Raw genomic sequence first — 23,920 nt, 5'->3', positions numbered from 1 at the left:
TTTATAATATATTGTTTATCTTAAAACTTCCCTTATTACTCTTTCAGCATTTTTATACCAAATCTTTTCAATTTCATCTTCTTTAAAGCCTTCTTTTTCTAAGGCATATAATAATTTATCCATTTCCCCAATATGATTTATTTCAATATCTCCATATATACCATCAAAGTCTGTACCCATGGCCATAACATCTATGCCACCTATATTTCTAATATATTTTAAGTGATTAATCATATATTCAATTTTTGCTTTTTCATTATGACCTAAAAATGTTGGACAAAAATTAAGACCCATAACTCCACCTTTATCTGCTAGTGCCTTTATCATATCATCAGTTAAATTTCTAGGATGATTTGTAATAACTCTTGCATTAGAGTGAGATGCTACAAAGGGTTTATTTGAATATCTTAAAACATCATAAAAACCTCCATCTGAAAGATGGGATACGTCTATTAACATTCCTAATTCATTCATTTTGCTAACAACTTCTATACCTTTTTCTTTTAATCCCCTATCCATAAAATCTCTTTTGTAGTTTGGAAAACCTAAGCTATTTTCAAAATTCCAAGTTAAGGTGACTAATCTTACACCTTTATTATAAAAATACTCTAAGTTTTTCACACTACCCTCTAATGCTTCACCTTCTTCTATGGTTAAAAACGATGATATTTTCCCGCTTTTAAAATTATCTCGAAGTTCATCATAATTCCTAGCAAGTCTTATAATGTCTTTGTTATCTTCCATTTCTTTTTTAAAACGGTTAAGCAATTCTTTGCAATAAGTAAATGGAGTTTGTTTAAGTTTATCTATTTCAGTTAGTTCTACAAAAAGTGCAAAGAACTGTGCTTTAGCACCAGCTTTCTTTAACTTGTTTAAATCCACCTGAAAATTATTATTATTTAAATTTTCCTTATTTCCATTTTCGTAAAGTTTTAATATAGTATCACAATGCATATCGATTAGTTCCATATAACCACTTCCTTATGAATGTATATAATTACTTAATTATATTGTAATACTCCATAATACATAAATCAAAACTATATTAAATATAATTTACACTTTACAAAATATTGCGTAATATTAATACATATAAATAAAATTTAAATGAAGAAGGTGAGGATAAAACCGTGAAAATTGAATATGCAAGTGAAATAGATTTTAAATATATATTTGATAATGATAGGCATGTATCAAAAGATTTAATAGAAGATAAAATGAAGAAAAAAGAAATTATAATAGCAAGAAATGAAGATAACAAAAATATTGGTTGGTTAAGATATAGTTACTTTTGGGATAATACTCCATTTATGAATATGCTTTATATTGATGAAAATTATAGATATAAAGGTATTGGAAAAGATATAGTTGAGTTCTGGCATAATGAAATGAAAAGTAAAGGGTATGATTTAGTTATGACTTCAACTTTATCAAATGAGCTGGCACAACATTTTTATAGAAAATTAGGATATAAAGACTCTGGCAGCTTATTATTAGAAAACGAACCTTTAGAAATAATCTTTACTAAAAAATTATAAATTATAATATTTTCTTATAGAAAATAGAATAAGGGAAGTTACAAAATAACTTCCCTTAAAATTGTTATTATATATTTAAATGCTTTTAATATTCTATAGTTTTTGTAGCTACAAGTTGTACTCCTGTATTTAGGATATCATTTAAAACAATATCTCCTAGCTTTACTGGTGCTTGTACCTCTACAGTGTTTATAACTTCCATAGCTTTAAATAATAGTTCTTTTGGCAATGGTTCCTTTGTTTTAACTGGAAGTCTATTGCTTTTAGAACCTTGTAACTTCACTGTAGTTGTTATTATTCTAGTTGGATTTATAATTTCATTTATACCGTAAACCTCTCCTCTTTTACAAGTGTTTCCGGAAACTTTAAATTCTTCATTTATATTTTCAACAGTTAATCTACAACCTTTTGGACATACTATACATACAAGTTCTCTTTTGTCCATTTCCCTCTCCTCACTTTAAAACTTATTCTGTTTCCACATATACAAATATCTCAGAGACGTTTGTACCTTCTATATCTGATTTTTTTATAATTATATTTTCCATTTCCCCTGGGGCAAGATGAGGTTTTTTAACTTCTTTTATTATTTGCCCTTTATTATTTTTAACTACTAATTTTGAGTTTTTATATATGTCTGAAACTCTCATTAAAAGATTTATATTCTCTTCTAGATTTTCTTCTCTTATAATTTGAGGGACTACATACCTTACTCCATTTATTCCTTTAATGCATATAATATTTCCCTCAGTTTTTAATAATCCATTTACATATTTTGCTGCATTTTTGCCTGCTCTTCTACTTTCTTCAGTTACATAATCCACTAAGTCATGAACATGAACTACATTTCCACAAGCAAAGATTCCTTCTACAGAGGTTTCCATGCTTTCATTTACTATAGGTCCAGATGTAACCTTATCTAACTTAACTCCTGCCATTTCTGAAAGTCCATTCTCTGGTATAAGCCCTACCGAAAGTAGTAATGTATCACAATCAAAGTGAATATCTGTACCTTTTATTGGTTTTCTATTTTTATCTACGGCGCAAATATCTACACCTTCTACCCTGTGTTTCCCATATATTTTACTTACCGTATATCCAAGTAATAATGGTATTTTAAAATCATCAAGACACTGAACTATGTTTCTTGTAAGTCCTCCTGAATAAGGCATAAGCTCCACCACTGCCTCTACCTTTGCCCCTTCTAGAGTTAATCTTCTTGCCATTATAAGTCCTATATCTCCAGAACCTAAAATTAATATTTTCTTTCCTACTTTGTAGCCTTCCATATTTAAAAATCTTTGGGCTGTTCCTGCTGTAAATATTCCAGCTGGTCTATCTCCAGGAATGTTTATAGCTCCTCTTGTTCTTTCCCTGCACCCTGTAGACATAATTACAGCCTTTGCTTTTATTAATACATATCCTTCTTCTTTTGTTAATGCACAGACTTCCTTATTTTCATTTACTTCTAAAACTGTAGCCTCTAGCCTGTAATCTATATTATATGATTTTAGTTCATCTATAAATTTTTCTGCATATTCAGGTCCTGTAAGTTCCTCTTTAAAAATATGTAATCCGAATCCATTATGTATACACTGCTGAAGTATACCACCTAGTTCACTATCACGCTCTAAAACTAATATACTATCTACACCATTTTTCTTTGCTTCAATAGCTGCCGCGAGCCCTGCTGGACCTCCCCCTATAACTACTACGTCATAATTCATCATTTATCCACCCCCTAACTATTCTTTTGTTCTTTCCACTAATATTTTAGAATCCAAATTATCTTTTACCACGTCTTGCATATCTTCTCCAAGTTCTCTCGATAAAATTTTAATAACTTCAGGCATACAAAAACCACCTTGGCATTTGCCCATACCAGGTCTTATTCTTCTTTTTACCCCATCTACTGTAGTAGCACCGGCATTTCTATGAATTATGTCTACTATTTCACCCTCTGTTATCTTTTCACATCTACATACAATTTTGCTATATCTAAAATCTTCTTTTATAAGTTGATTTTTTTCATGAAGACTTAAATCGATAAATCTTTTAAGTTCTCTTCTTCCATTAAAACTTTTATTTTCCTCTACATTTGAAAGTTTTTCCCTTACCATATCTGACACATAAACTGCTATGGCAGGTGCTGCTGTAAGTCCTGGAGATTCTATGCAAGCTACATTTATAAAATTACTAGCAGTTTTCCCCTCTTCAATTACAAAATCTCCCTTATCTCCTGTAGCTCTTAGCCCAGAAAAGGAAGTTATAATCCTATTAAAAGGAATCTCCTCAAAAGATTTCTTAGAGGTTTCTTTTATAAAATTCAATCCTTCTTCTGTAGTTTCATTTAAATCTCGTTCATTTATATCTTCCGCGTCTGGCCCTACTAATAAATTTCCATGAACTGTAGGCGTTACAAGTACTCCTTTTCCTAGCTCACTTGGACATTGGAATATTACAGTGTCTATCATTTTCCCAGCTGATTTATCTAAGACAAAGTATTGTCCTCTTCTTGGAGTAATTTTAAAGTCCTCTGGACACACCATGTTATTTATAGTATCACCATGAATACCAGCACAATTAATAACTATAGTACTTTCTATTTCTTTCATGTTTTCATTTATGTAAATTTTATAACTCTTATCTTCTTTTTTAATACTTGTAACTTTACTATTTAGTAAAAGTTCCACTCCATTATCCATTGCATTTTCTGCAAGGGCTATGGCAAGTTCAAAAGGCCCTACTATTCCTGCTGTTTTAGCATATAGTGCCCCTTCTATATTTTTATTTAAATTAGGCTCTATTTTAAGAACTTCTTCCCTATCTAATATTTCTAAACCTTCTACACCATTAATTTCTCCTCTTTTTTTAAGCTCTTCTAAAGTGTTCATATCTTCTTTAGTGAAACCTAAAACAAAAGAACCTTTTCTTTTAAAAGGTACATCTAATTCCTTACAAAGTTCTTCATACATTTTATTACCAATCACATTGAACTTAGCTTTTTTACTTCCTGGTTTTGCATCATAACCAGCATGTACAATTGCACTATTTGCTTTAGTAGTACCATCTGCTACATCATTTTCTTTTTCTATTATAATAGTTTTCAAATTATATTTACTAAGTTCTCTTGCTATACTAGTACCTATAATTCCCGCTCCGATTATAGCCACATCATACATAAGTCTTCCTCCTAGCCATACAAAGGCATAAAACAGTTTTATTATTTTTGTATTTATACATTAAAAAAACCTAGGATAAATTAATTTAAACTAGGTTTTTTATATTCTTATAAACTATAGATATTATACTACAAAAAAAATTGTAGGTAAATCTTAGATGTTGTCATTATATGATATATTACCCACTATAAGTCTCTATGGACTTTATTTCCTTATATAGCCCTCTTAAGCTTGGATATACTTTTAAATACACCTTTTTATACAGTTTTGAATATAATTCCACATGTTCAGGATCAGGCAAAAATTCCTTTGTCCTATGAAACATATTCTCTATAGCTTCTTCATAGTTCCTATATACACCTAAGGTTACATATCCTATAATTGCTGCTCCTAAGGATGATAATTCATGGGTTTGACCCTTATATACTTTTCTATTAAACATATCTGCAGTTATTTGTGCTATAATATCACTTTGTGCTCCTCCACCGCAAATTGCTATTTCTCTTATTCTTGTTTCTGTTACTTTTTCTATCTTCTCTATACCATCTAAAAGTGCATAATTTATACCCTCAATAATTGCCCTATAAATATGGGCCTTTGTATGAACATCCCCAAAACCTACTATTGCTCCTCGAGCATCAGGATTTTTAGCTCCCCCACCCCAATAAGGTTGGAGAATAAGTCCATCACATCCTGGTGGAACTTCTTTTAATCTTTCATTTAATATTTCCTCAGGAGAGACTCCCTTTTTTTCTGCCTCTAAAATTTCCATTTGTGAAAATTCGTTTTTAAACCAGCTTATAAGCCAGTAGCCTCTAGAAATGGCTATTTCTGGGTTATATCTATCATGTATAGCTGATGGATATGCAGGCATAAATCTATCTGCCTCTACATATTCCTTAGTAGTTGTTTGTACCGTAGTGGTTGTTCCAAAGCTAATGCTTGCCTTACTCTCATTTAAACATCCATTTCCTAGGGTCTCACAGCCCTTATCTGATGCCCCGGCTATTAAATAAACACCTTCATTTATACCAGTTTCCTCACTGGCTTTTTTAGTAATTCTGCCTATAATCTCTCCAGAGTCTACCAATAAGGGTAATTTGTCCTTCTCTATACCAAATATCTTCCACCTGTAATCTAAAATCCCCTTAGCCCACTCTTTCTTTTTATAGTTAAAAGGAATATGTCCAATTTGATTACTTATAGAATCCACTAAGTTACCAGTAAGTTTATAATGAAAATAACAGGAAAGCATTATAAATTTATATGTTTTTCTCCATATTTCTGGTTGATTTTTCTTAATCCAATGTGCCTTACTACTTTTTTGGACTGTACTTAGTGTTTTTTCCATACCTATGCCTTTAAAAACAGCCTTCTCCATAAAGGATAGATTAGGTACATCTTCTTCAGTTCTTTGGTCTAACCATACAATGGCTGGTCTTAAGACCTTTCCACTTTTATCTATATTAATAAATGTATCTCTAATTGTTGTAACTACCACTGCCTTAACCTGATCCCATATTTCTAAACAATCATTCTTTAGACCATTAGTAGCTTTACATAAACTACTCCAATAAACCTCGACATCTTGTTCTGCCCAATCTATATGTTCTGAAAAATATGGTGTAAACTCTACCTGGTTTTTCCCAAGAATCTTTCCATGTTTATCAAAAATCATCGCTCTTATACTTTGAGTACCACAATCTATGGATAAAATATACTCATCCCTCATAGGCTTCCTCCTTAAATATACTAATAATATATTAACATATCTCACTAATTTCGACTAATAATCATAAAAGCTTAAATTTACTATATACTAAACAAATCCGTATAAAAATAAAGATTACTGTAAAATTTCAATATAAACTTTACAGTAATCTTATTATATAAACATCAGTTTAAATTATTTTATTTTTCTTAAATTAATTATTATAATTTAATTAATTGATTCCTTCTTCATTAACATACATATAACAATTATTGCTATGATAAGTACTATAAGTGATACTAATCCGCCTTCTACACCAAAATTTCCACCAGTTAGGATTTCATTCCCTGTAGCTATACTTTGAAGAATAGAACCTCCTTCAGCATTCATTCCACTTACTTTCCATCCAAAAACATTTCCCTGTGACCAGTTCCAAGCAGCATGCATACCACAAGCTCCCCAAATAGATCCTTCATATAAAGAATAAATTGCAAATAATGTTCCTACAACAAATATTTGTGCCAAGGCTATAACACTAACAGAAGAATTAAATATGTGCAAGAAAGAAAAAAATGCCGCTTGTACTATTAAAGATATATATATATTCCCTGTAGAGTTTTGCATTCTAGTAAATAAATACCCTCTAGTTAAGATTTCTTCTGTAGATGATTGTACAATCCATGCTGGAATAATAATTAAAACTGTACTTAAGTTTTGAAAACCAATCCACCTAATTTCGGCTTGTCCTGATATAATTAATAAAAAGGTAGATATAGCCATAAGTGAACCACCTATTAAAAATCCTATTAAAAATTTTTTAGTAGGATTCTCACTACTTAGACCTAGTGTCTTAATAGGAAGACCTTCAATTGACTTAGTATAAAAAAATATAACCAGACTAACTATGCCAAAGCTAACGAAAAGCTGAACAAAGAACTTCCAAAAGCTAGAGTTTAAAGTTAAGCCATACATTAGAGAAGATGGTATCACTCCTGCAAGCTCTCCAATTACTAATAGAAGGAAAGTTATTATAAACGTTTTAATTCCCTTAAAAATTCCCTTCTTACTACTATTATCGTAATAAAAAGACTTCATATAATACTTATGAAATATGCTGTGCTCTTTCATTGTTATCCCCCTTTAATTTTTAAAATCTCCCCATTAAGGCAGCTCCTACTATACCTGCATCATTTTTCATTTTAGCTAAAATCAACTTAGGCATTGGTAGATCCTTATTATAATTTTTCTCTATGCCTCTTTCAATATCCTCTAAAAGTTTTTCCCCCATGTTAGATATTCCACCACCAAAAGCTATAACTTCTGGATTCAATATATTTATTATGTTTCTAATGCCTATTACTAAATATTTTATAAAACGTTCATAGGCTCTTATACATACTTCATCATTTTTATTTATACCACCTAAAATTACTTCAGCATTTAAATTATTCTTAAACTCATTTAGATATTTACTATCTACACCATCATCTAAACACCTTTGAACATATTTAATTAAAGCTGTAGAAGACGCAAATGTTTCAAGACAACCATTTGCTCCACAGTTACAAGTATAAAAGTTTTCTCCAACAACCATATGGCCTATTTCAGAACCAATTCCCTGAGCTCCCCCATACATCTTTCCATTTATTATAATTCCTGAACCAATTCCTGTACCTAGTGTTAAAAGTAAGCTATTTTCATATCCTTTAAGAGCTCCTATAGCATACTCTGCAAGTCCTGCAACTCTTGCATCATTTTCAATAAATATAGGAACCCTAAAACGCTCCTCTAAGGGTTTTCTTAAACTTACCCTTCTCCATTTCAGATTTATACATCTAATTACCACACCCTCTTCATTTGAAATTCCGGGAATACCTATTCCTATAGATTTTATGTCTTTTTCATTATGTTTAGACTTCTTAATCACTTCTTCTATAAGTTTTATAATATCTTTTATTACAAATTCTGTTCCTCTTTCACATTTTGTTTCACAAGAAGACTTATATAGTATTTTTCCGTCTTCATCTACAAGACCCACTGCTATATTAGTACCACCTAAATCAATTCCTATGTACATAATCTACTCCTTAATATAAATATGCTATTAATAATAAATTTAAACTAGATATATAATATAAATTATAATATATGATAAAATATATTATATACCATAAAGGAGTGATTCACATGGAAAATTTTATATTTAAGAACCCGACAAAACTTATCTTTGGCAAAGATACCATAAAAAATATTGGTGAAGAACTAAAGAAAGATTCTATAGAGAAAGTTATGTTAGTTTACGGAAAAGGCTCTATATTTAAAAATGGAGTTTACGATGCAGTTATAAAATCACTAAAAGATAATAATTTAAACTTTGTTGAACTAAGTGGTGTTAAACCTAATCCTGTTCTATCTAAGGTTAAAGAAGCCATAGCTTTCGGAAAAGAAAATAATATAGATGCATTATTACCTATTGGTGGAGGAAGTGTATACGATACTTGCAAAGCCATAGCAGCAGGATTCTATTATGGTGGAGATGTTTGGGACTTTTTTGAAGGCACGCAAAAGACTCTAGAAAAAACACTTCCAATCTATGGGATACTTACAATATCAGCTACAGGTTCTGAAATGAATTCTGGTGGAGTTATAACAAATGAAGAAGAACAAAAGAAATGGAGTTTTGGTCACGAACTTTTATATCCTAAAGTTTCTGTAGTTGACCCAAGCATTCAATGCTCTCTACCTAAAAACCAAACAATAAATGGAACTATTGATACCATGACTCACGTTTTTGAATATTATTTTGATGGAATAAAAAATGTAGATTTAATGCAAGAATACTGTGAAGGAATTATTAGAACAGCTATGAAACATGGTGAAATTCTTATGACAGATCCTGAAAACTATAATTCTCGTGCAGAACTTGCTCTTAGTGCTACTCTAGCTCTAAACAGAACTACAGGCATGGGTAGATGTGGCGGAGATTGGGCTACACATCAAATAGAACATTCTGTAAGTGCCTTATATGACATTTCTCATGGTGCCGGACTTGCTATAATATTCCCAGCTTGGGCAAAATACGTTTATAAACATAACTTAGAAACCTTTAGTAGATTTGGAGAAAGAATTTTTAATATTACAGAAGGAACTAATGAAGAAAAGGCTTTAAAAGGTATAGATGAGTTAATGAACTTCTATAAGAAACTTGGTGCTCCAGTTTCCTTAAAAGAAATAGGAGTTACAGAAGATGCTTTAGAGAAAATAGCTGATAATGCAGCTATGTCTTGCCCATTTGGATTCCTTAAAAATTTAGAAAGAGAAGACGTTCTTGAAATCTTAAAATTAGCATATTTCTAAAATTTATAGTAGTATATAACATATTTCAAATTTTATTAAGTAAAAGTAAAGCAGTTCTAGATTTAGGAATCCCTTGGATAACTAAAATATTCTATCTTTTATTGCTTAAACAATGAAATTTCTTTACGTTATCTATGTTCTTTCTAAATAGGAACTGTAACTTTTACTTTTAAAATCTTAAATTTTGAAATATGTTTTTTTATTTTGTCTTAAAGATAACTTATTTCAAAATTTGCAGTATCACATGTATATTTAATATCTTTGGGACAAGTTACAGTTTATTTATTGATAAAATAATAAATATTATGAGATACTATAATGGATTTTTCACTTTGATTTTTAGGAGGTTACATTATGAACTGGAAAATAAAGAAATTTCATGAACTTTCTACTGATGAAATTTATAAAATTTTATATTTAAGAAATGAAGTTTTTATTGTTGAACAAAATTGTGCTTATCAAGATTGTGATGGTAAAGACCAAAAATCATATCATTTATTTTGTGAGAATGATGGAGAAATAATTGCTTACTTAAGAATTCTTGAAAAGGGTATCTCTTATAATGAGATTTCTATTGGAAGGGTTATTGTTATCAAAACTCATCGTGGTAGTGGGCTTTCTAGAGAAATGCTTATAAAGGCTATAGACTTTGTAAATAACGAGCTACATGAAAATAGAATTAGAATTTCTGCTCAAAAATATTTAAGAACTTTTTATAAAAGTTTAGGTTTTAAAGAAGTTTCCGAAGTTTATTTAGAAGATGACATTCCTCATATTGAAATGTTATATTAAAATGTACTAAAGTAATTAATATTAAGTCTTTTAAAATTGGAAGGTGATTCAAATTATTAGGAAAGCTAAAAAAGAAGATATACATGATATTATGGAAATTGTAAATAAAGTTATAAGTGAAATGAACTCTTATGGAAACTATCAGTGGGATGAGAATTATCCTAGAGAAAAAGACTTTCTAGATGATATTGAAAAAGAAGATTTATTTATTTGTGAAAGAAATGATATTATTGCTGGATTTATATCTATAAATAAATGTGAAACTCCTGAATACGGAAATCTCAATTGGTCTTTAAATACAGATTGTCTAGTCCTTCATAGAATGGCTGTTAATCCTGACTTAAGACGTACAGGAATTGCTACAGAACTAATGGATTTTGCAGAAGAATTTGCCATTAAACAAGGTATTAAGCATCTAAAAACAGATACAAATTCTTTGAATGATAAGATGAAAAATCTATTTAAAAAACTCCATTATGCATTTATAGGAGAAGTTTATTTTAAAGGGACCAATGAACCTTTTATTTGTTATGAAAAAGTTTTAAGTGAGTAACTATGTACATAACTTAGTCTATCTAAGGTATGTTTTAACAAATACTCTTAGATAGACTTTTGATTTTTAGGCTATATATGTATCTATTATAATAAACTTAATTTTTCATTTGTCACAGGATAACCTATTTCCCTCGCTGTATCCATCATAGCTTGTATATTATCAAAAGATGTTTCTACTGGAAGACTACATCCTGACATGATTACATAACCTTTTTTAGAATTATATCCTTGTTTTACACATTCTATTACTGCTTTTCTTACATCTTCAGGCTTTCCACCATACATTACTGACGCAGGATCTATATTTCCAAGAATCTTAACTCTATGCCCAACCATGTTTTTACAATTTTCTAAACTAGCTACATTATCTATACTAAGTCCTGCAATATTACAATCTACTAAGTTTTCCCATATAGCTTCTGTTTTGCCACATATATGAATAGTTACTCCTTTTCCTTTAGAATTTATATATCCTATTAATTCTCTTAAATAAGGAAGTGAAAATTCTCTAAAATGTTTTGGACTTACTACAGTACATGATGACATGGGTTCCGAAATTGTTGGTGTAAGACCGCACTCTACAATAGCATCTACATAGTTTTTACAAGTTTGAAGAGATACAGCACACAACTTATGTACAAGTTCTGGATTTTTAAACATAAGTTTTGTCATAACAGGAACCCCAACAAGGAAAAATGCATTAGTAAAAGGTCCTACAACTCCTCCAGCACAAGGAACCTCTTTCCCTACACCATCTATTAAATACTTCATGGCATCCACATGTATTGGAAGTCTACCATCCTTATATGGATTAACAGGCTTTAATTTATCTATATCATTTAAATTAGTTATAGCAGGCTCTAATAAATCTGCAGTATTATCCTCTGGAAAAGAAACCTTAGCTCCCATGGCTTCAGCCCAAGGAAAAAGATCAGTAAATACCCTAACACCGTCATATCCAAATTTTCTATAAGCTGCTATTTGAGATTCAGCAATGGCCTTACCACTTTTATTAAACTCAGAAATCTTACAACCATAAATCCTAGCAACCCCATTGGCAATATTGGGATTACAAGGTAACCTATCAACAGACTCCCCCTTACCTAAAGCAATTGCCCTCTCTATAGGCGTCATAGCATCGTTCGACATAAACTAATTCCCCCTTGTATAAAAATATTATAACTTAACCCCAAAATCAGAAATTAATGCCTTTCTTCCTCAAAATAAATAACATAGTTTTTTTAGATTTTTTATAAATATTCTATATTTTTTATATTACTTTATCTTTTTAGCTAAAAGTGCTGCCCCTATTGCTCCTGCATATCTGGCTTTTGGTGATGTTTTTATAGGTTTTCCAAGTTTACTTGAAAGACTCTCTAATACATAATCACACTCGCAAAGTCCACCTGTTAAGTAATAAATATTTCCTGATGAATGTCTACCACATAGTGATTTAACCTTATTAACTATAGAGTCTATAATGGCAAAAGCTATGTCTTCTTTCTTTTCCCCTCTACCAATTAAGCTAATAACTTCAGATTCTGCGAAAACCGTACACATGGAACTTATAGTAACTCCTCCACCTTTTGATGCAAGGTCACAAAGAGTGTTAATATCTACACTTAACACATTTGCCATTATCTCCATAAACCTTCCTGTTCCTGCTGAACACTTATCATTCATTATAAAGTCTGTAACCATACCATTTTCTATAGTTATTACCTTAGTATCTTGTCCACCTATATCTATAACGGTACAATCCTGGGAACTTAAGTAATAAGCTCCTTTTCCATGACAGGTAATCTCCGTTACGGTTTTATCTGCATAAGGTACAGATACCCTTCCATAACCTGTTGCAATCACCTTGTACTCTCCTTCTTTTATACCCATGTCTTCAATTCTAGTCTTTATGATTTTAGCAGTCTCAACACTACTCCATCCCGTTGGCATAGTGAATGTTTCCTTTAAATTTTCTTCTTCAAATATTGCAACTTTTGCAGCTGTAGAGCCTATATCCACACCTATGTAATGCATTAAATCAATCCTTCCTTTGCAACTATTTTATACATAGAAGTTTTTTATAACCCTTTTTAATGGAAAAAAACCTTCAGTATTAATCTTATTTTCTTTTACTAAACTTTTAATTTTCCCTTCGTTTTCTTTTTCATACTTTATAGAAATTCCACAACAAGATGAAAGTTGTCTTGGAGTGGGTGAAATTATATACTTAATTTTGTTTTCTTTTAAAATTGATTCCAATTTCATTCCCTCTGTATAGTTAGGGAATAATATATAATACTCTAATTTTTCCATGAGACCACCTTCTATATGTTGATAAGAGTTCCTCATAGATATTATGAAGAACTCTTTTAAAATTACATTATTTCTAAGAAAGCTTCTATTCTTGTTTTAATTTGGCCTGAATCTTCATTTGAATAATCAGTCTCTATTCTCATTACTGGAATATTTTCTTCTCTTAATTTATCCTGAATAGTCTTTCCTTCTATAGAGTATGTATGACAGAAAGATAAACCGTAATCTATAACCCCATCTACATTATATTCTTTTACATACCTTAATACATCATCAACTCTTCCATGATTTGGTGTAAAACATGCACAATTTATTTTTAAATATCTTTCACCTAAATTTTGAACCAATTCTTCTAAGGTTTCCCCTTCTTCTGATACTAAGTTTTCAAAATATCTTGTTCCTGTACAAGATTCTTCTGCTACTACATCAGCATCTAAGCTTTCAATTATTGAATGTAGTTTCCAGTTTGGAAGAGCCATTGGAGTTCCTGTGATTAATATTCTCTTTCTTCCCTTGTCTTCCATAGTCTTTATTCTGTCTTCTAATTCATCACAAAGTTCGTTAGTTTTTTCTATAAATCTTTCAGGGTTATCATAGAAAGCAATTTGTGATATAAGTAAGGAATCTAGTCCGCTTATAGGTGTTGGTTTATGTTTTCTTAAATCATAAAGTCTCTTTAAAACAGTTCTCTTTCTATTACAAAGGTCTATTGCTTTTTTTAGATTTTCTACTGTAACCTTATTTCCAGTTAACTCTTCCATCTTATCTATGAAAAGTTTAATTTCCTCTCTCCACATTTTATAGTCCTTATCCCTTTTCATTTGAGGTAAGTCCATTACATGTAGAGGCTTATATTCACTTATAATTTCCCAAGCTTTTTTCTTACCATCGCAAGTAGTTTCCCCAACTAACATATCACATGATAGGAAATATGGACATGTACGATCTACCAATGCACCTGTAAATGCTTTTATTAATGGACATAAATTTTTAGGTAGTACCTTCTCGCCACCTTCTATCCAAAATTGAGAGCCTGCACAAAGTCCAACACTTACAGCGTTAGTAGCTAATATAATTTCATCTGGAACAAAAACACAAAAAGTTCCAACTACCTTTCTACCCTGTTCTTTAGCTTCCTCTAATTCTTGAATTCTTAGGCCATGGACCTCTGATACTACAAAGTTAAAATAGTTCATACCCTCAGGTCTATTTTCTTGTTGCATATAAACTGAGCCATAAAGTTCTGGTAGAATTTCACATAGTTGATCATGTTTTTCTAAATCAACATTTAACCTTTCCCACATTTCCTTATAATCCGCCATAATACCCCTCCCAATATCTTTAAACCCTTAAGTATAATTTTACATAATATTTTAATTTTCTACTTAAGGTGTCATTAAATAGATTCTATCATATATTAAGAATATTCTTTATTTGAATTTTTCAATAGATATTAGGAATTCTATATATATTTTAAATACTATAGCATTTCTATAAATGCTGCTATTCTTGTTTTTAATTGCCCTGTATCTGCTTGTGAATAATCAGTTTCTACGCTCATATAAGGCTTTTCTTTTTCACCTGTTACAAATTCTTTTATTCTATAGGTTTCTACATTATAAGTGTGGCACGCTTGCAAGATTACATCTATTACACCATCTACTTGATATTCATCTATTAAATCATCTATTAATGCTACTCTATTATCATTTGGTGCCATAACTGAACAACCTATGTTTAAATATTTTTCAGTTAAAGCATCATAAATATCTTTATCCTCATCTACTAAACGAGCCTTTTCTTTAACTCCACCACAGTTTTCAAAGCAAACTACAACTCCACCACTTTGTTCTATTATTTCAACTACCTTTGTAGCGGCACCTCCTATTGGGCAACCTGTAACAAGTATTCTTTTAGCTTCTTTATCTACTTTTTTTCCCTCATTTTCATATTGATCCTTAATTTTATCAATCATTCCTCTTATTCTTTTATTTTGTTCCTTCTTATCTAGTGTAAAGCCTACTCCCTCTAAAACAGTTTGCATTTCACACCCCGATATAGCTGGTGGTACTAATTTTCCTAGTTCATAAAATTCTCTTAAAAGTCTTCTTTCTTCATTCTTAGTGCTTATTGCTTCTTTAATATCCTCTTCTGTTATTTCTATACCAAACTCTTTTTCTAATCTTTCTTTAAATATTATAATTTCATTTCTCCAAACCTTGAAAGCATGTTCCCTATCTATTGCTTGTGGAAGCTGCATAACATGCATAGGTTTAAGCTTACTTAAATACTCATACATTTTTTTCTTACCGTCACAAGTGGTTTCTCCAACTAATATATCTGAAAAATATGTATATGGACATTTTTCACTTAGTGCGAATCCATAAGATGATTTAATTAATGGACATAAGTTTTTTGGAAGATGTTTTTCAGCTTCTGGAATTGGTTCTTCACTAACCCCACATAATGATACTGGTATAGCATCAGCTGCATATATAATCTCTGTTGGTGTAAATGTACAAAATGTTCCTACTATGTGTTTTCCACTATCTTTTAGTTCCTTAACTTTTATAAATCCATTCCTTCTTGCCTCACTAAATTCATTAAATGCCTTTGGTAAATTAGACATCCCCTTGTCCCCCTTGTATATTTTATAAATTTATTTTATAAACACCATTATCCTTAAGTTTTAAAGGTGTTCTTTTTATACATCCATGACCTATAAACTTCACATCTTGTCTTTCTTTTACTACACTAAATATACCTTCCCCATAAGTTTTATTATTATCATATTCTATTCTTTCAGAGTTGCTAAATCCCATGTTTTCAAAAGCAGCCGAAGTTTTTCCACATAAATGAATAATCGTATCTCCTGTTTCCTTTTCTAGTTCCTTTAAGATTCTCATACTTGATTTTGCACTAACCTCTTTATACACCTTTGGTCCTACTATATCTAAAGCTCCTACAGGATCTCCATAGGATATAACTTTAGCTCCATTTTTTATTCCCTCTTTTGCATATTTAACTATACTATGCTCTATGGAATTTATAAACTTTTCTACTACTTCTTTATTTTTTCTAATCGCCTTGTAAAATATCATAGAATCAATTAGGGAAGAAATAATAGTAAAAGGTCCTTCTATATTTAAAACTACAGTTTCTCCACTTTCATTTAAAATTTTAACAGCCTTTAAGACTTCTTTTATTCTGCCGTGTTCTAAATCTATTTCCTGTATACTATCTAACTGTTCTATAGAATTAAATTTATATTCGGAAACCCTTGGTCCTGTTTTAAAATCTCCAAGCTTTATATGGGCACCTATGGCCTCTGCCTCTACTGTATTACAAAATGGAAGCCTACACACTATATCATCTTTATCTTCTTTTAGTGCTTTAGATAAGACTGCCATGTCCTCTCCATTTGTATGAACTTCAGGAAAAGTTAAACCAGTATCCTCTTGCACACTCTCTGGTATGCTCTCTAAATTATCCCCAACACATTTAAAATTTATTTTATTATCCAATTAATCCACCTCCTACTTCACTATAAATCCATCTCCCCTTTTTATAGAGGACGTATCCTTTTTATCAAATAACAATTTTAATCTAGACTCATTTAAATCTTTTCCTATTATACAAATTCTAAAAGAAACCTCTAAGTTTGAAGTTGTAACTACATAATTACCATTTACATAGTTAAACTCTAAATTTGACTTATCTCCTTTTAAAATTCCCTTTGCTCTATATATTTCACCATAATTGCCACTTTTTAAAACCTTTAACTTATTTTCTAATTCTTCTTTTAAAAAGTACTTATCTAACTTAAATCCTGAACTATGAAAACCCTCAATATATGCCTTTGCACCATGATTAAAAGAATAGTTTATTTCAATTTCCTCGGTATTTAAAAGCCTTTGTAATTGATCTATGTTAATTTTTTCTATATTTCCATCAGTGATATAGGCACTTTTGTTTATTTCTCTTAAAGACTTTATAATTTTATTTAATGTACTTTCAGATATTTTATCTACTTTACTTACAAATAAAACTTTTGCATTAGCTATCTGATCCTTAAAAAACTCCCCAAAAATCTCTTCTTGTTCTAAATAGTTCTCACCATCTACAATGGTAATTAAAGATTCCACCCTACACTTTTCTTTGAATGGCTCCATATTTAAAATATTTAGTATTTCACTTAAAATACCAAGTCCAGTAGGTTCTATTATTATATTTTCAGGATTGATATCTTCTACAATCTTTTCTAATGCATCGTAGAAATTAGTCTTCAAGCTACAACATATACATCCACTTGGAAGTTCTATAACATCATAGCCTTCTTTTTCAATAATACCTCCATCAATAGACACCTCTCCAAACTCATTTTCTAAAATTGCTGTTTTTTCACCATCTAATAAGCATATAAATTTTTTAATAAAACTAGTTTTACCAGCACCTAAAAATCCTGATATTATATGAACTTTTACCAATATTAAAACCCCCTTACTTTATTCTTAGAAGGTTATGCACTTAGTAAATAATTTTTCGTATCCTTCTTTTGTAGATAGTTCAAAATATTTTATGTCCTTTGCTGTCTTCTCCATCTCTTCTCTTATATCTTTTGATAAAAGACACATTAATGCTCCCGTCTTTGAAGAGTTTCCTATATACTCTATTCTATCTCTAAGTTTCTCAGGAATTATTCCTGTTCCAGTTAAACTACTTATCTTTAGGTGTTTTCCAAATTGGCCAGCAATAACAACTTTTTGTAAATCATCCATAGTAATTTCCATAAGATCTAGTAATGCATAGAATCCTGAAGATATAGCTCCTTTTGCTAACTGAACTTGTCTTATATCCTCTTGAGTTATTACTATAGGCTCTTCCCCCTCTAAGATTACAAACTTTCTCTTTTTATCTTCTTCTATAACCCTCTTTGAAACCTCTGTATACCCCTCTTTTTCTAAATCTGAGGCCTTCTTGATCCTTCCCGATTTAACAATTATCCTATTTTCCCAAAGCTCTGCTATAACTTCTAATATCCCACTTCCACAAATGCCTACTGGTTTTTCATCGGCAATTACTTGAATATCTACTCTTCCATCTTCCTTAGATATTTGAATACCTTCAATTGCCCCCTCTGCTGCTCTCATACCACAACTAATATTAGCTCCTTCTAAAGCTGGTCCAGCTGCACAAGAACAAGAAGTTAATTCTCCTTTCTTAGATAATATAATCTCTCCATTGGTACCTATATCAATAAATAATATATTTTCATTTGTATGCTTTAACCTCGAAACCACAGCCCCCGCTACAATGTCAGCTCCTATATAACTAGAAACCCCTGGAAGACAATATAATTTATTAAACTTTGACCCTTTTAAACCAATAGTTCTTCCATATAAATATTTCTCCCTTGAAAACACTGTAGCATATGGAGATTTTCCTATAGCACGAGTATCTATATCTAAAAGTAAATGCATCATTGTTGCATTTGCCCCTATACAAATCTCATATACATTCTCAATATCTATATGATTTGTATCACATAAACTTTCTAATAGCTCATTTAAACAATTTATAATAGCTCTATGTAATATTTTTCGTCCCTCTGGTTTCTTTTTTACAAATTCTATTCTAGATAGAACATCTAATCCATATTCCTTTTGAGGATTTATTGCTGTCTCTGCCCCAACTTCTAATCCTGTAGTTAAGTCTATTAAGGAAAGCACTACAGTAGTTGTACCTATATCTACGGCAGCTCCATAAAGCTTATCTCTAGTATCACCTTTCTCAATACCTATTATCTCTTCTCCTGAATAAACAACAGTAGCAGTTTCTTCTATAAAAGAATTGCTTAACTCCTGTAAAAATTCTGGATCTTGCAATTTAACACTTTTTCCTAAAGTTTTTTCTAAAAGTTCTTCATATGAAATATTATTTTCTAGTGTAGGCTTTTCTAAAGTTATCACTTCTTTACTTATAGTAGGACCTAATTTAAAGTTTGGAATATATCCTTCTGATAATATCTTATGCTTTTTACTCTTAGCATTTAATAGTTCTACTTCTACATTTCCTTTAGGTGTAATAAGGCAACTTAACCTTACGCCGTTTTCTAACTCCTCTTTTTTAAGGCGTCTTTTTTCTTCTTCAGTTATTTCATTAAATTCTCCACTTAGAATCTTGACTTTACATTTTCCACAAGTTCCATTTCCTCCGCAAGGACTTTCTAGTATAACCCCACTATCTTGCAAAATATCTAAAAGCTTTTCCCCTTTTCTGTACTCTATAACCTTCCCTTCAGGGTAAACCTTTATAGTGTCCATAAGTCCACACCCTTTCATATGATTTAATTAAAGGCTTTCAATATGTATTGAAAGCCTTTAATTAATCGATTATTTACTTTCTTTAGTAGCATCTACCATGGCTTTTAAATTTTGAAGACTTGTCCTAGGTCCAACTCCGCATGCTGGGGCTAGTATATTAACGCCACTTCTTATACATACCTTAGATATATTTTTAATGCTTTCTGGTGTACCTTTTTCTAAAGCTAATGTACTTACATTTCCCATTATAGCTTTATCTTTTACATTTTCCATAACTTCTCTTGTAGATGTTATAGAATCAAAACTAAGAGCATCACTTTGAAGTTCATTAAGTTCCTTATAAACACTTTTCATTCTTCCACAAATATGAATTATAGTACCACCCTTAGCTACAGGCTTCAATTCTTTTAATATCTTATTTAAATAATATGCTGCAAATTCTGAGAATAACTTAGGTCCCAAGATTTCTCCCGTCCCACTTGGATCTGATACCGTAAGAATATCTGCTCCTGCTTCTATTTGCGCTTTTCCAAAAGCTATTAGATTTTCTGTAACGAATTCCATGAATTCATGAGCTTCTTTTGGTTTACGCCTAAGTTCTTTATAATAATCCACTGGTTCTATTAAAGATGATGCAAGGCTAATTGGTCCTGTTAAGTTAGCTATAATTGGAACATCTAAATTTCTTTCTTTTAGTATTTTTATTGCATCTAATACTACTTTAGATCTACCTTTATCTACAACTATATTTGTAAGATTTCTCCATTCTGTAACGGATTTTATTGGATACTCAACAACTCTAGGCTCGTTAACTTTAGTCCCCATAAATACTTTGGCACCCATATCTTCTGCTTCTACAGTCATACAAAATGGAACTCCAAAATTTTCAAAGGCACCATTTTTGTAAATTCCTTCTGTTAAGTCTGCCATCATTTTGGGATCTGAATGAGCCTCAGGCCATTTAACACCTTCTATGTCCATTACATCTGAAATTATCATATTCATCATTCCACCTGGGCATATACATGGTGGACGATCTACAGTCTCTTTTTTCAGAGCCTTAAATAATCGCTCCTTTGGCGTCAGCAAAAAAAGCACCTCCTAATTAAATTTAAATTCTTCATTTTTTCAATTGAATTGTATAATATATTTTCTAGTTTATGCTCCAATTTTACTCTTAACTAGTTCTTTTGCAAGTCTTGCAGCTTTTGATGCCTCTGGTGCATATCCATCTGCCCCTATTTTATCAGCAAAATTTTGAGAAATTGGTCCTCCTCCAACCATAACTACTACATCATTTCTCATCTTTTCTTCCTCTAATAACTTAATTACAACTTCCATGTTATCCATAGTAGTAGTCATTAAAGTAGACATTCCTATTAAACTTGCTCCAGTTTCTTTAGCTTTTTTTATAAACTCTGATGGTGGAACATCTCTTCCTAAATCTAAAACTTCAAACCCTGTAGTTTCAAGCATAATCTTAAATAAATTTTTCCCTATATCATGAGTGTCACCTTCAACAACTCCCACTACAGCCTTATAAGTATCTTTTGTATCCTCTTTTTTTAAATAAGGTCTTAATTTATCTAAACCAGCATACATTGCATCTGAACACATCAATAATTCAGGTATGTAATATTCTTCTTCTTCAAATAATTGACCAGCTTTCTCCATTCCAACAGCTAGTCCATCTACAATTCCTTCATAAGCCTCAAAATTATTTTCAATAAATTTATCAGCAGCTTCTATTGCCAATTCTTCGTCCATGTCTACAACTGATGCTGAAAGCTCTTCTAAAATAGCTTGTTTTAAGTCTGACATTTAAGTACCCCCTAACATATAATTTTAAATAAAAACATAGTTATTATTACAATTTTCAAATATCATTTTACATTATGAAAATATATAATAAAAATAGAATATATCTATAATCTTTTTACTTATTATAGATATATTCTATGCATTACAATAATAAACCTTCTTATTAAAACCTTACAATTTAAATTTATTTACACTCTCTAGCATATTTACAGACATACTATCTAGATTTTCAGCAGAACTAGATACCCCTTTTGAAACTTCGCTCATATTAGCAGATGATGCTGCAATTTCTTCTGATGCAGCTGAGATTTCTTCAGATACTGCAGATATCTCTTCTATGGTATTTACTATTAAATCTTTTTCTTTCTCCATATTCTTTGAGTAATTATTTATCTCGTGGATTTTAGGAATTATATCTACAATTGAATTTGAAATAGTATTGAAAGAATGCATAGTTTTTTTAACTATATTTTGCTGCTTCATAAATTCATTGTTTATATGTTCAGATTCACCTACAATTTTTTCTGAGTCTTTTTCTATTTGTAATAATAATTTTTTAATATTTTCCGCAGATACCTTACTTTGCTCAGAAAGTTTTCTTATCTCATCAGCTACAACAGCGAATCCTCTTCCTGCATCTCCAGCTCTAGCTGCTTCAATAGCGGCATTTAATGCAAGTAGATTAGTTTGTTCTGATATTCCATCTATTATATAAATAATCTCGGTTACCTCTGTTATTCTATTGCCTAAGCTTTCTATAACAAAATTAAACTCACTAAATGTACTTTTAAGACTTTCCATGAAAGTTATCATTACTTCCATTTCTTTATTATTTTCTTCTGTCATATTACCTATTCCATCTATATTGTTATATACATTATCAATATAGATAGCAATTTTCCCTATTTTATCACTAAAATTATTTAATATTGTATTTACTTCAACCAATCTCTCCGCTTGATTTGTAGTTCCTTTAGATGTATCTTCTATAGCATTAGAAACTTCTACAGAAGATGCAACCATCTCTTCTGAAGATGAAAATAATACCTCTGCCTCTTTATCTATACTCATAGATTGCATTTTTATTTCATTTAATACTTTTCTAATGGAATCTTGCATAGTATTAGTTGATTTAATAATTTCTCCTACTTCATCTTTTAAGTTTAGATATTTTTTGTCAATATTTTTAGTAAAGTCTCCTTCACCTAAAAATTTCAAATGTTTTTCTACATATTTTATAGGTTTAGTAATATTAGTAGATATTAAGATACCAATTAGTATAGCACCTATCATAGCCATTACTAATATTATTAACATTGTTTTTCCTATAGCATTAGCATTTTTGTGAAATTCACCACTAGGAACTATAGTTATGTATTTCCATCCTAAATTTGTATTGCTCCCTACATTTAATTTTATATTATATTCTTTTCCATCTGGAAGTTTGGTTTTTAATTCTTTTTTCTTAAGGTTTTTTATTTCATTTAATTCGTTAATTCCTAACTCTTTAACATTTTTAAATAAGAATTTAGAATCTTTAGGGTGTGCTATTATTGTATCATTCTTATCTAATAATACTATGTATCCTTCATCACCAACTTTAACTCTTTTTATTATGTCTTGTATATTTTTAACACTCATATCAATACCTATAACCCCTCGCAAAGCCTTTTTATCATCCAATAAAGCCTTTGTGCAAGATATTACTGTGGCATTATTACTATTTATATAAACATTAGAATATACAACGTCATCTAAATTACCTTTTGATTGTGTGTACCAATCTCTTCCCCTAGGATCATAACCTTCTTTTCTTGATGAGCTGGGATACTGTAAATATCCCCCATTATCATCTACTCCAACAAAAGTCGTATCTACTTCAATATGAGCCTTTGTAAAATTTTCAAAATCTTGATATACACCTTTCTCATAATCATTAGACTTCATAGGTTCCATAGGTACTTTACCATTGGTACCCTTTTTACTTATATATTCTGTAATTCTCTTATCTATAGAAGCAATATCACGATCAGCTGCTAACATATTTACATTTTGTTTTATATTATCTGTATATTCATCTATTATTCTCTCTAAATCTGTTATCTGATTTGAAATTATAGTTTCATAGTTTTTATATGTTTCTTTTCTAACTTTGTAATATACCACACCCCCTATTATCCCAAAACCTATACATATAACTAAACAAATTGATATTATAAGTTTAATTTTGAGACTTTTAATATTAAGCCTTTTATTTATTCTTTGCACTTTGATCATCTCCGTTCTACAGTAATAGTTTCTCTATATATATTATCGAGTTTTTTTTAT

22 protein-coding genes are annotated in these 23,920 nt (G+C 30.5%); 4 read left to right on the top strand and 18 right to left on the bottom strand.

The genetic code is table 11. The annotated features are described in order from the left end of the window. Positions 1–15 precede the first annotated feature (15 nt). Positions 16–969, bottom strand: coding sequence for a dipeptidase (locus FGL08_RS01770; RefSeq protein WP_138209174.1), 954 nt, complete (start codon positions 967–969; stop codon positions 16–18). A gap of 161 nt (positions 970–1,130) precedes the next feature. Between FGL08_RS01770 and FGL08_RS01765 the strand changes: the two genes are divergently transcribed. Continuing rightward, positions 1,131–1,538, top strand: a complete 408-nt coding sequence (locus tag FGL08_RS01765) for a GNAT family N-acetyltransferase (RefSeq protein ID WP_138209173.1) — start codon at positions 1,131–1,133, stop codon at positions 1,536–1,538. 85 nt (positions 1,539–1,623) lie between these two features. Here the strand turns inward: FGL08_RS01765 and FGL08_RS01760 are convergent, their stop codons facing one another. The 6 genes from FGL08_RS01760 to FGL08_RS01735 all read right to left on the bottom strand — a co-directional run bounded on the left by FGL08_RS01760 (position 1,624) and on the right by FGL08_RS01735 (position 8,508). Then, entirely contained in the window at positions 1,624–1,983 is a 360-nt protein-coding gene (locus tag FGL08_RS01760) for a DUF1667 domain-containing protein (protein ID WP_138209172.1), read from the bottom strand. Positions 1,984–2,005: 22 nt separating this feature from the next. Continuing rightward, positions 2,006–3,265, bottom strand: a complete 1,260-nt coding sequence (locus FGL08_RS01755; RefSeq protein WP_138211237.1) for an NAD(P)/FAD-dependent oxidoreductase — start codon at positions 3,263–3,265, stop codon at positions 2,006–2,008. 18 nt (positions 3,266–3,283) lie between these two features. After that, positions 3,284–4,720 (bottom strand): NAD(P)/FAD-dependent oxidoreductase, encoded by a 1,437-nt coding sequence (locus FGL08_RS01750; RefSeq protein ID WP_138209171.1) that lies wholly within the window; start codon positions 4,718–4,720, stop codon positions 3,284–3,286. A gap of 178 nt (positions 4,721–4,898) precedes the next feature. After that, positions 4,899–6,452, bottom strand: a complete 1,554-nt coding sequence (locus FGL08_RS01745) for an FGGY-family carbohydrate kinase (RefSeq protein ID WP_138209170.1) — start codon at positions 6,450–6,452, stop codon at positions 4,899–4,901. A 207-nt stretch (positions 6,453–6,659) separates the two neighbouring features. Then, positions 6,660–7,559 (bottom strand): CPBP family intramembrane glutamic endopeptidase, encoded by a 900-nt coding sequence (locus FGL08_RS01740; RefSeq protein WP_138209169.1) that lies wholly within the window; start codon positions 7,557–7,559, stop codon positions 6,660–6,662. 19 nt (positions 7,560–7,578) lie between these two features. Next, on the bottom strand, positions 7,579–8,508 hold the full coding sequence (locus FGL08_RS01735; protein WP_138209168.1) for an ROK family protein: 930 nt from the start codon (positions 8,506–8,508) through the stop codon (positions 7,579–7,581). A 110-nt stretch (positions 8,509–8,618) separates the two neighbouring features. Between FGL08_RS01735 and FGL08_RS01730 the strand changes: the two genes are divergently transcribed. From FGL08_RS01730 to FGL08_RS01720, 3 genes are all read left to right on the top strand, one after another. Further along, positions 8,619–9,788 carry an iron-containing alcohol dehydrogenase gene (locus tag FGL08_RS01730; RefSeq protein ID WP_138209167.1) on the top strand — a complete coding sequence of 390 codons (1,170 nt, stop codon included), beginning with the start codon at positions 8,619–8,621 and terminating at the stop codon, positions 9,786–9,788. 354 nt (positions 9,789–10,142) lie between these two features. Next, positions 10,143–10,580, top strand: a complete 438-nt coding sequence (locus FGL08_RS01725; RefSeq protein WP_138209166.1) for a GNAT family N-acetyltransferase — start codon at positions 10,143–10,145, stop codon at positions 10,578–10,580. 43 nt (positions 10,581–10,623) lie between these two features. Next, a complete protein-coding gene (locus FGL08_RS01720) occupies positions 10,624–11,133 on the top strand; it encodes a GNAT family N-acetyltransferase (protein WP_243117923.1) in 510 nt (169 codons plus the stop codon). A gap of 86 nt (positions 11,134–11,219) precedes the next feature. Here the strand turns inward: FGL08_RS01720 and FGL08_RS01715 are convergent, their stop codons facing one another. The 11 genes from FGL08_RS01715 to FGL08_RS01665 all read right to left on the bottom strand — a co-directional run bounded on the left by FGL08_RS01715 (position 11,220) and on the right by FGL08_RS01665 (position 23,758). Continuing rightward, a complete protein-coding gene (locus FGL08_RS01715; RefSeq protein ID WP_138209165.1) occupies positions 11,220–12,284 on the bottom strand; it encodes a uroporphyrinogen decarboxylase family protein in 1,065 nt (354 codons plus the stop codon). A gap of 126 nt (positions 12,285–12,410) precedes the next feature. Next, positions 12,411–13,169 (bottom strand): acyl-CoA dehydratase activase, encoded by a 759-nt coding sequence (locus FGL08_RS01710; RefSeq protein ID WP_138209164.1) that lies wholly within the window; start codon positions 13,167–13,169, stop codon positions 12,411–12,413. A gap of 27 nt (positions 13,170–13,196) precedes the next feature. After that, positions 13,197–13,448 carry a putative Se/S carrier protein gene (locus FGL08_RS01705; protein WP_138209163.1) on the bottom strand — a complete coding sequence of 84 codons (252 nt, stop codon included), beginning with the start codon at positions 13,446–13,448 and terminating at the stop codon, positions 13,197–13,199. A gap of 62 nt (positions 13,449–13,510) precedes the next feature. After that, positions 13,511–14,770 (bottom strand): double-cubane-cluster-containing anaerobic reductase, encoded by a 1,260-nt coding sequence (locus FGL08_RS01700; protein ID WP_138209162.1) that lies wholly within the window; start codon positions 14,768–14,770, stop codon positions 13,511–13,513. Positions 14,771–14,928: 158 nt separating this feature from the next. Then, a complete protein-coding gene (locus tag FGL08_RS01695; protein WP_138209161.1) occupies positions 14,929–16,077 on the bottom strand; it encodes a double-cubane-cluster-containing anaerobic reductase in 1,149 nt (382 codons plus the stop codon). A 22-nt stretch (positions 16,078–16,099) separates the two neighbouring features. Then, on the bottom strand, positions 16,100–16,972 hold the full coding sequence (locus FGL08_RS01690; protein ID WP_138209160.1) for a uroporphyrinogen decarboxylase family protein: 873 nt from the start codon (positions 16,970–16,972) through the stop codon (positions 16,100–16,102). 12 nt (positions 16,973–16,984) lie between these two features. Next, a complete protein-coding gene (locus FGL08_RS01685; protein WP_138209159.1) occupies positions 16,985–17,935 on the bottom strand; it encodes a CobW family GTP-binding protein in 951 nt (316 codons plus the stop codon). 24 nt (positions 17,936–17,959) lie between these two features. Beyond that, the gene (locus FGL08_RS01680) at positions 17,960–19,771 is read right to left on the bottom strand and encodes an ASKHA domain-containing protein (protein WP_138211235.1); all 1,812 of its coding nucleotides are present in this window, start codon (positions 19,769–19,771) and stop codon (positions 17,960–17,962) included. A 69-nt stretch (positions 19,772–19,840) separates the two neighbouring features. Next, positions 19,841–20,860: a methylcobamide:CoM methyltransferase MtbA gene (locus FGL08_RS01675; protein WP_138209158.1), complete on the bottom strand. Its 1,020-nt coding sequence runs from the start codon at positions 20,858–20,860 to the stop codon at positions 19,841–19,843. Between the two features lie 69 nt (positions 20,861–20,929). Then, positions 20,930–21,592, bottom strand: coding sequence for a cobalamin B12-binding domain-containing protein (locus FGL08_RS01670; RefSeq protein ID WP_138209157.1), 663 nt, complete (start codon positions 21,590–21,592; stop codon positions 20,930–20,932). Positions 21,593–21,763: 171 nt separating this feature from the next. Next, positions 21,764–23,758: a methyl-accepting chemotaxis protein gene (locus FGL08_RS01665; RefSeq protein ID WP_171011947.1), complete on the bottom strand. Its 1,995-nt coding sequence runs from the start codon at positions 23,756–23,758 to the stop codon at positions 21,764–21,766. Positions 23,759–23,920: the final 162 nt, after the last annotated feature.

Origin of the sequence: Hathewaya histolytica (assembly GCF_901482605.1) — a bacterium.
In the GTDB taxonomy this organism is placed as follows: Bacteria; Bacillota; Clostridia; order Clostridiales; family Clostridiaceae; genus Hathewaya; species Hathewaya histolytica.
The sequence above is the reverse complement of the archived record's forward strand: the minus strand, read 5'-3'. Positions and strand labels throughout refer to the sequence as shown.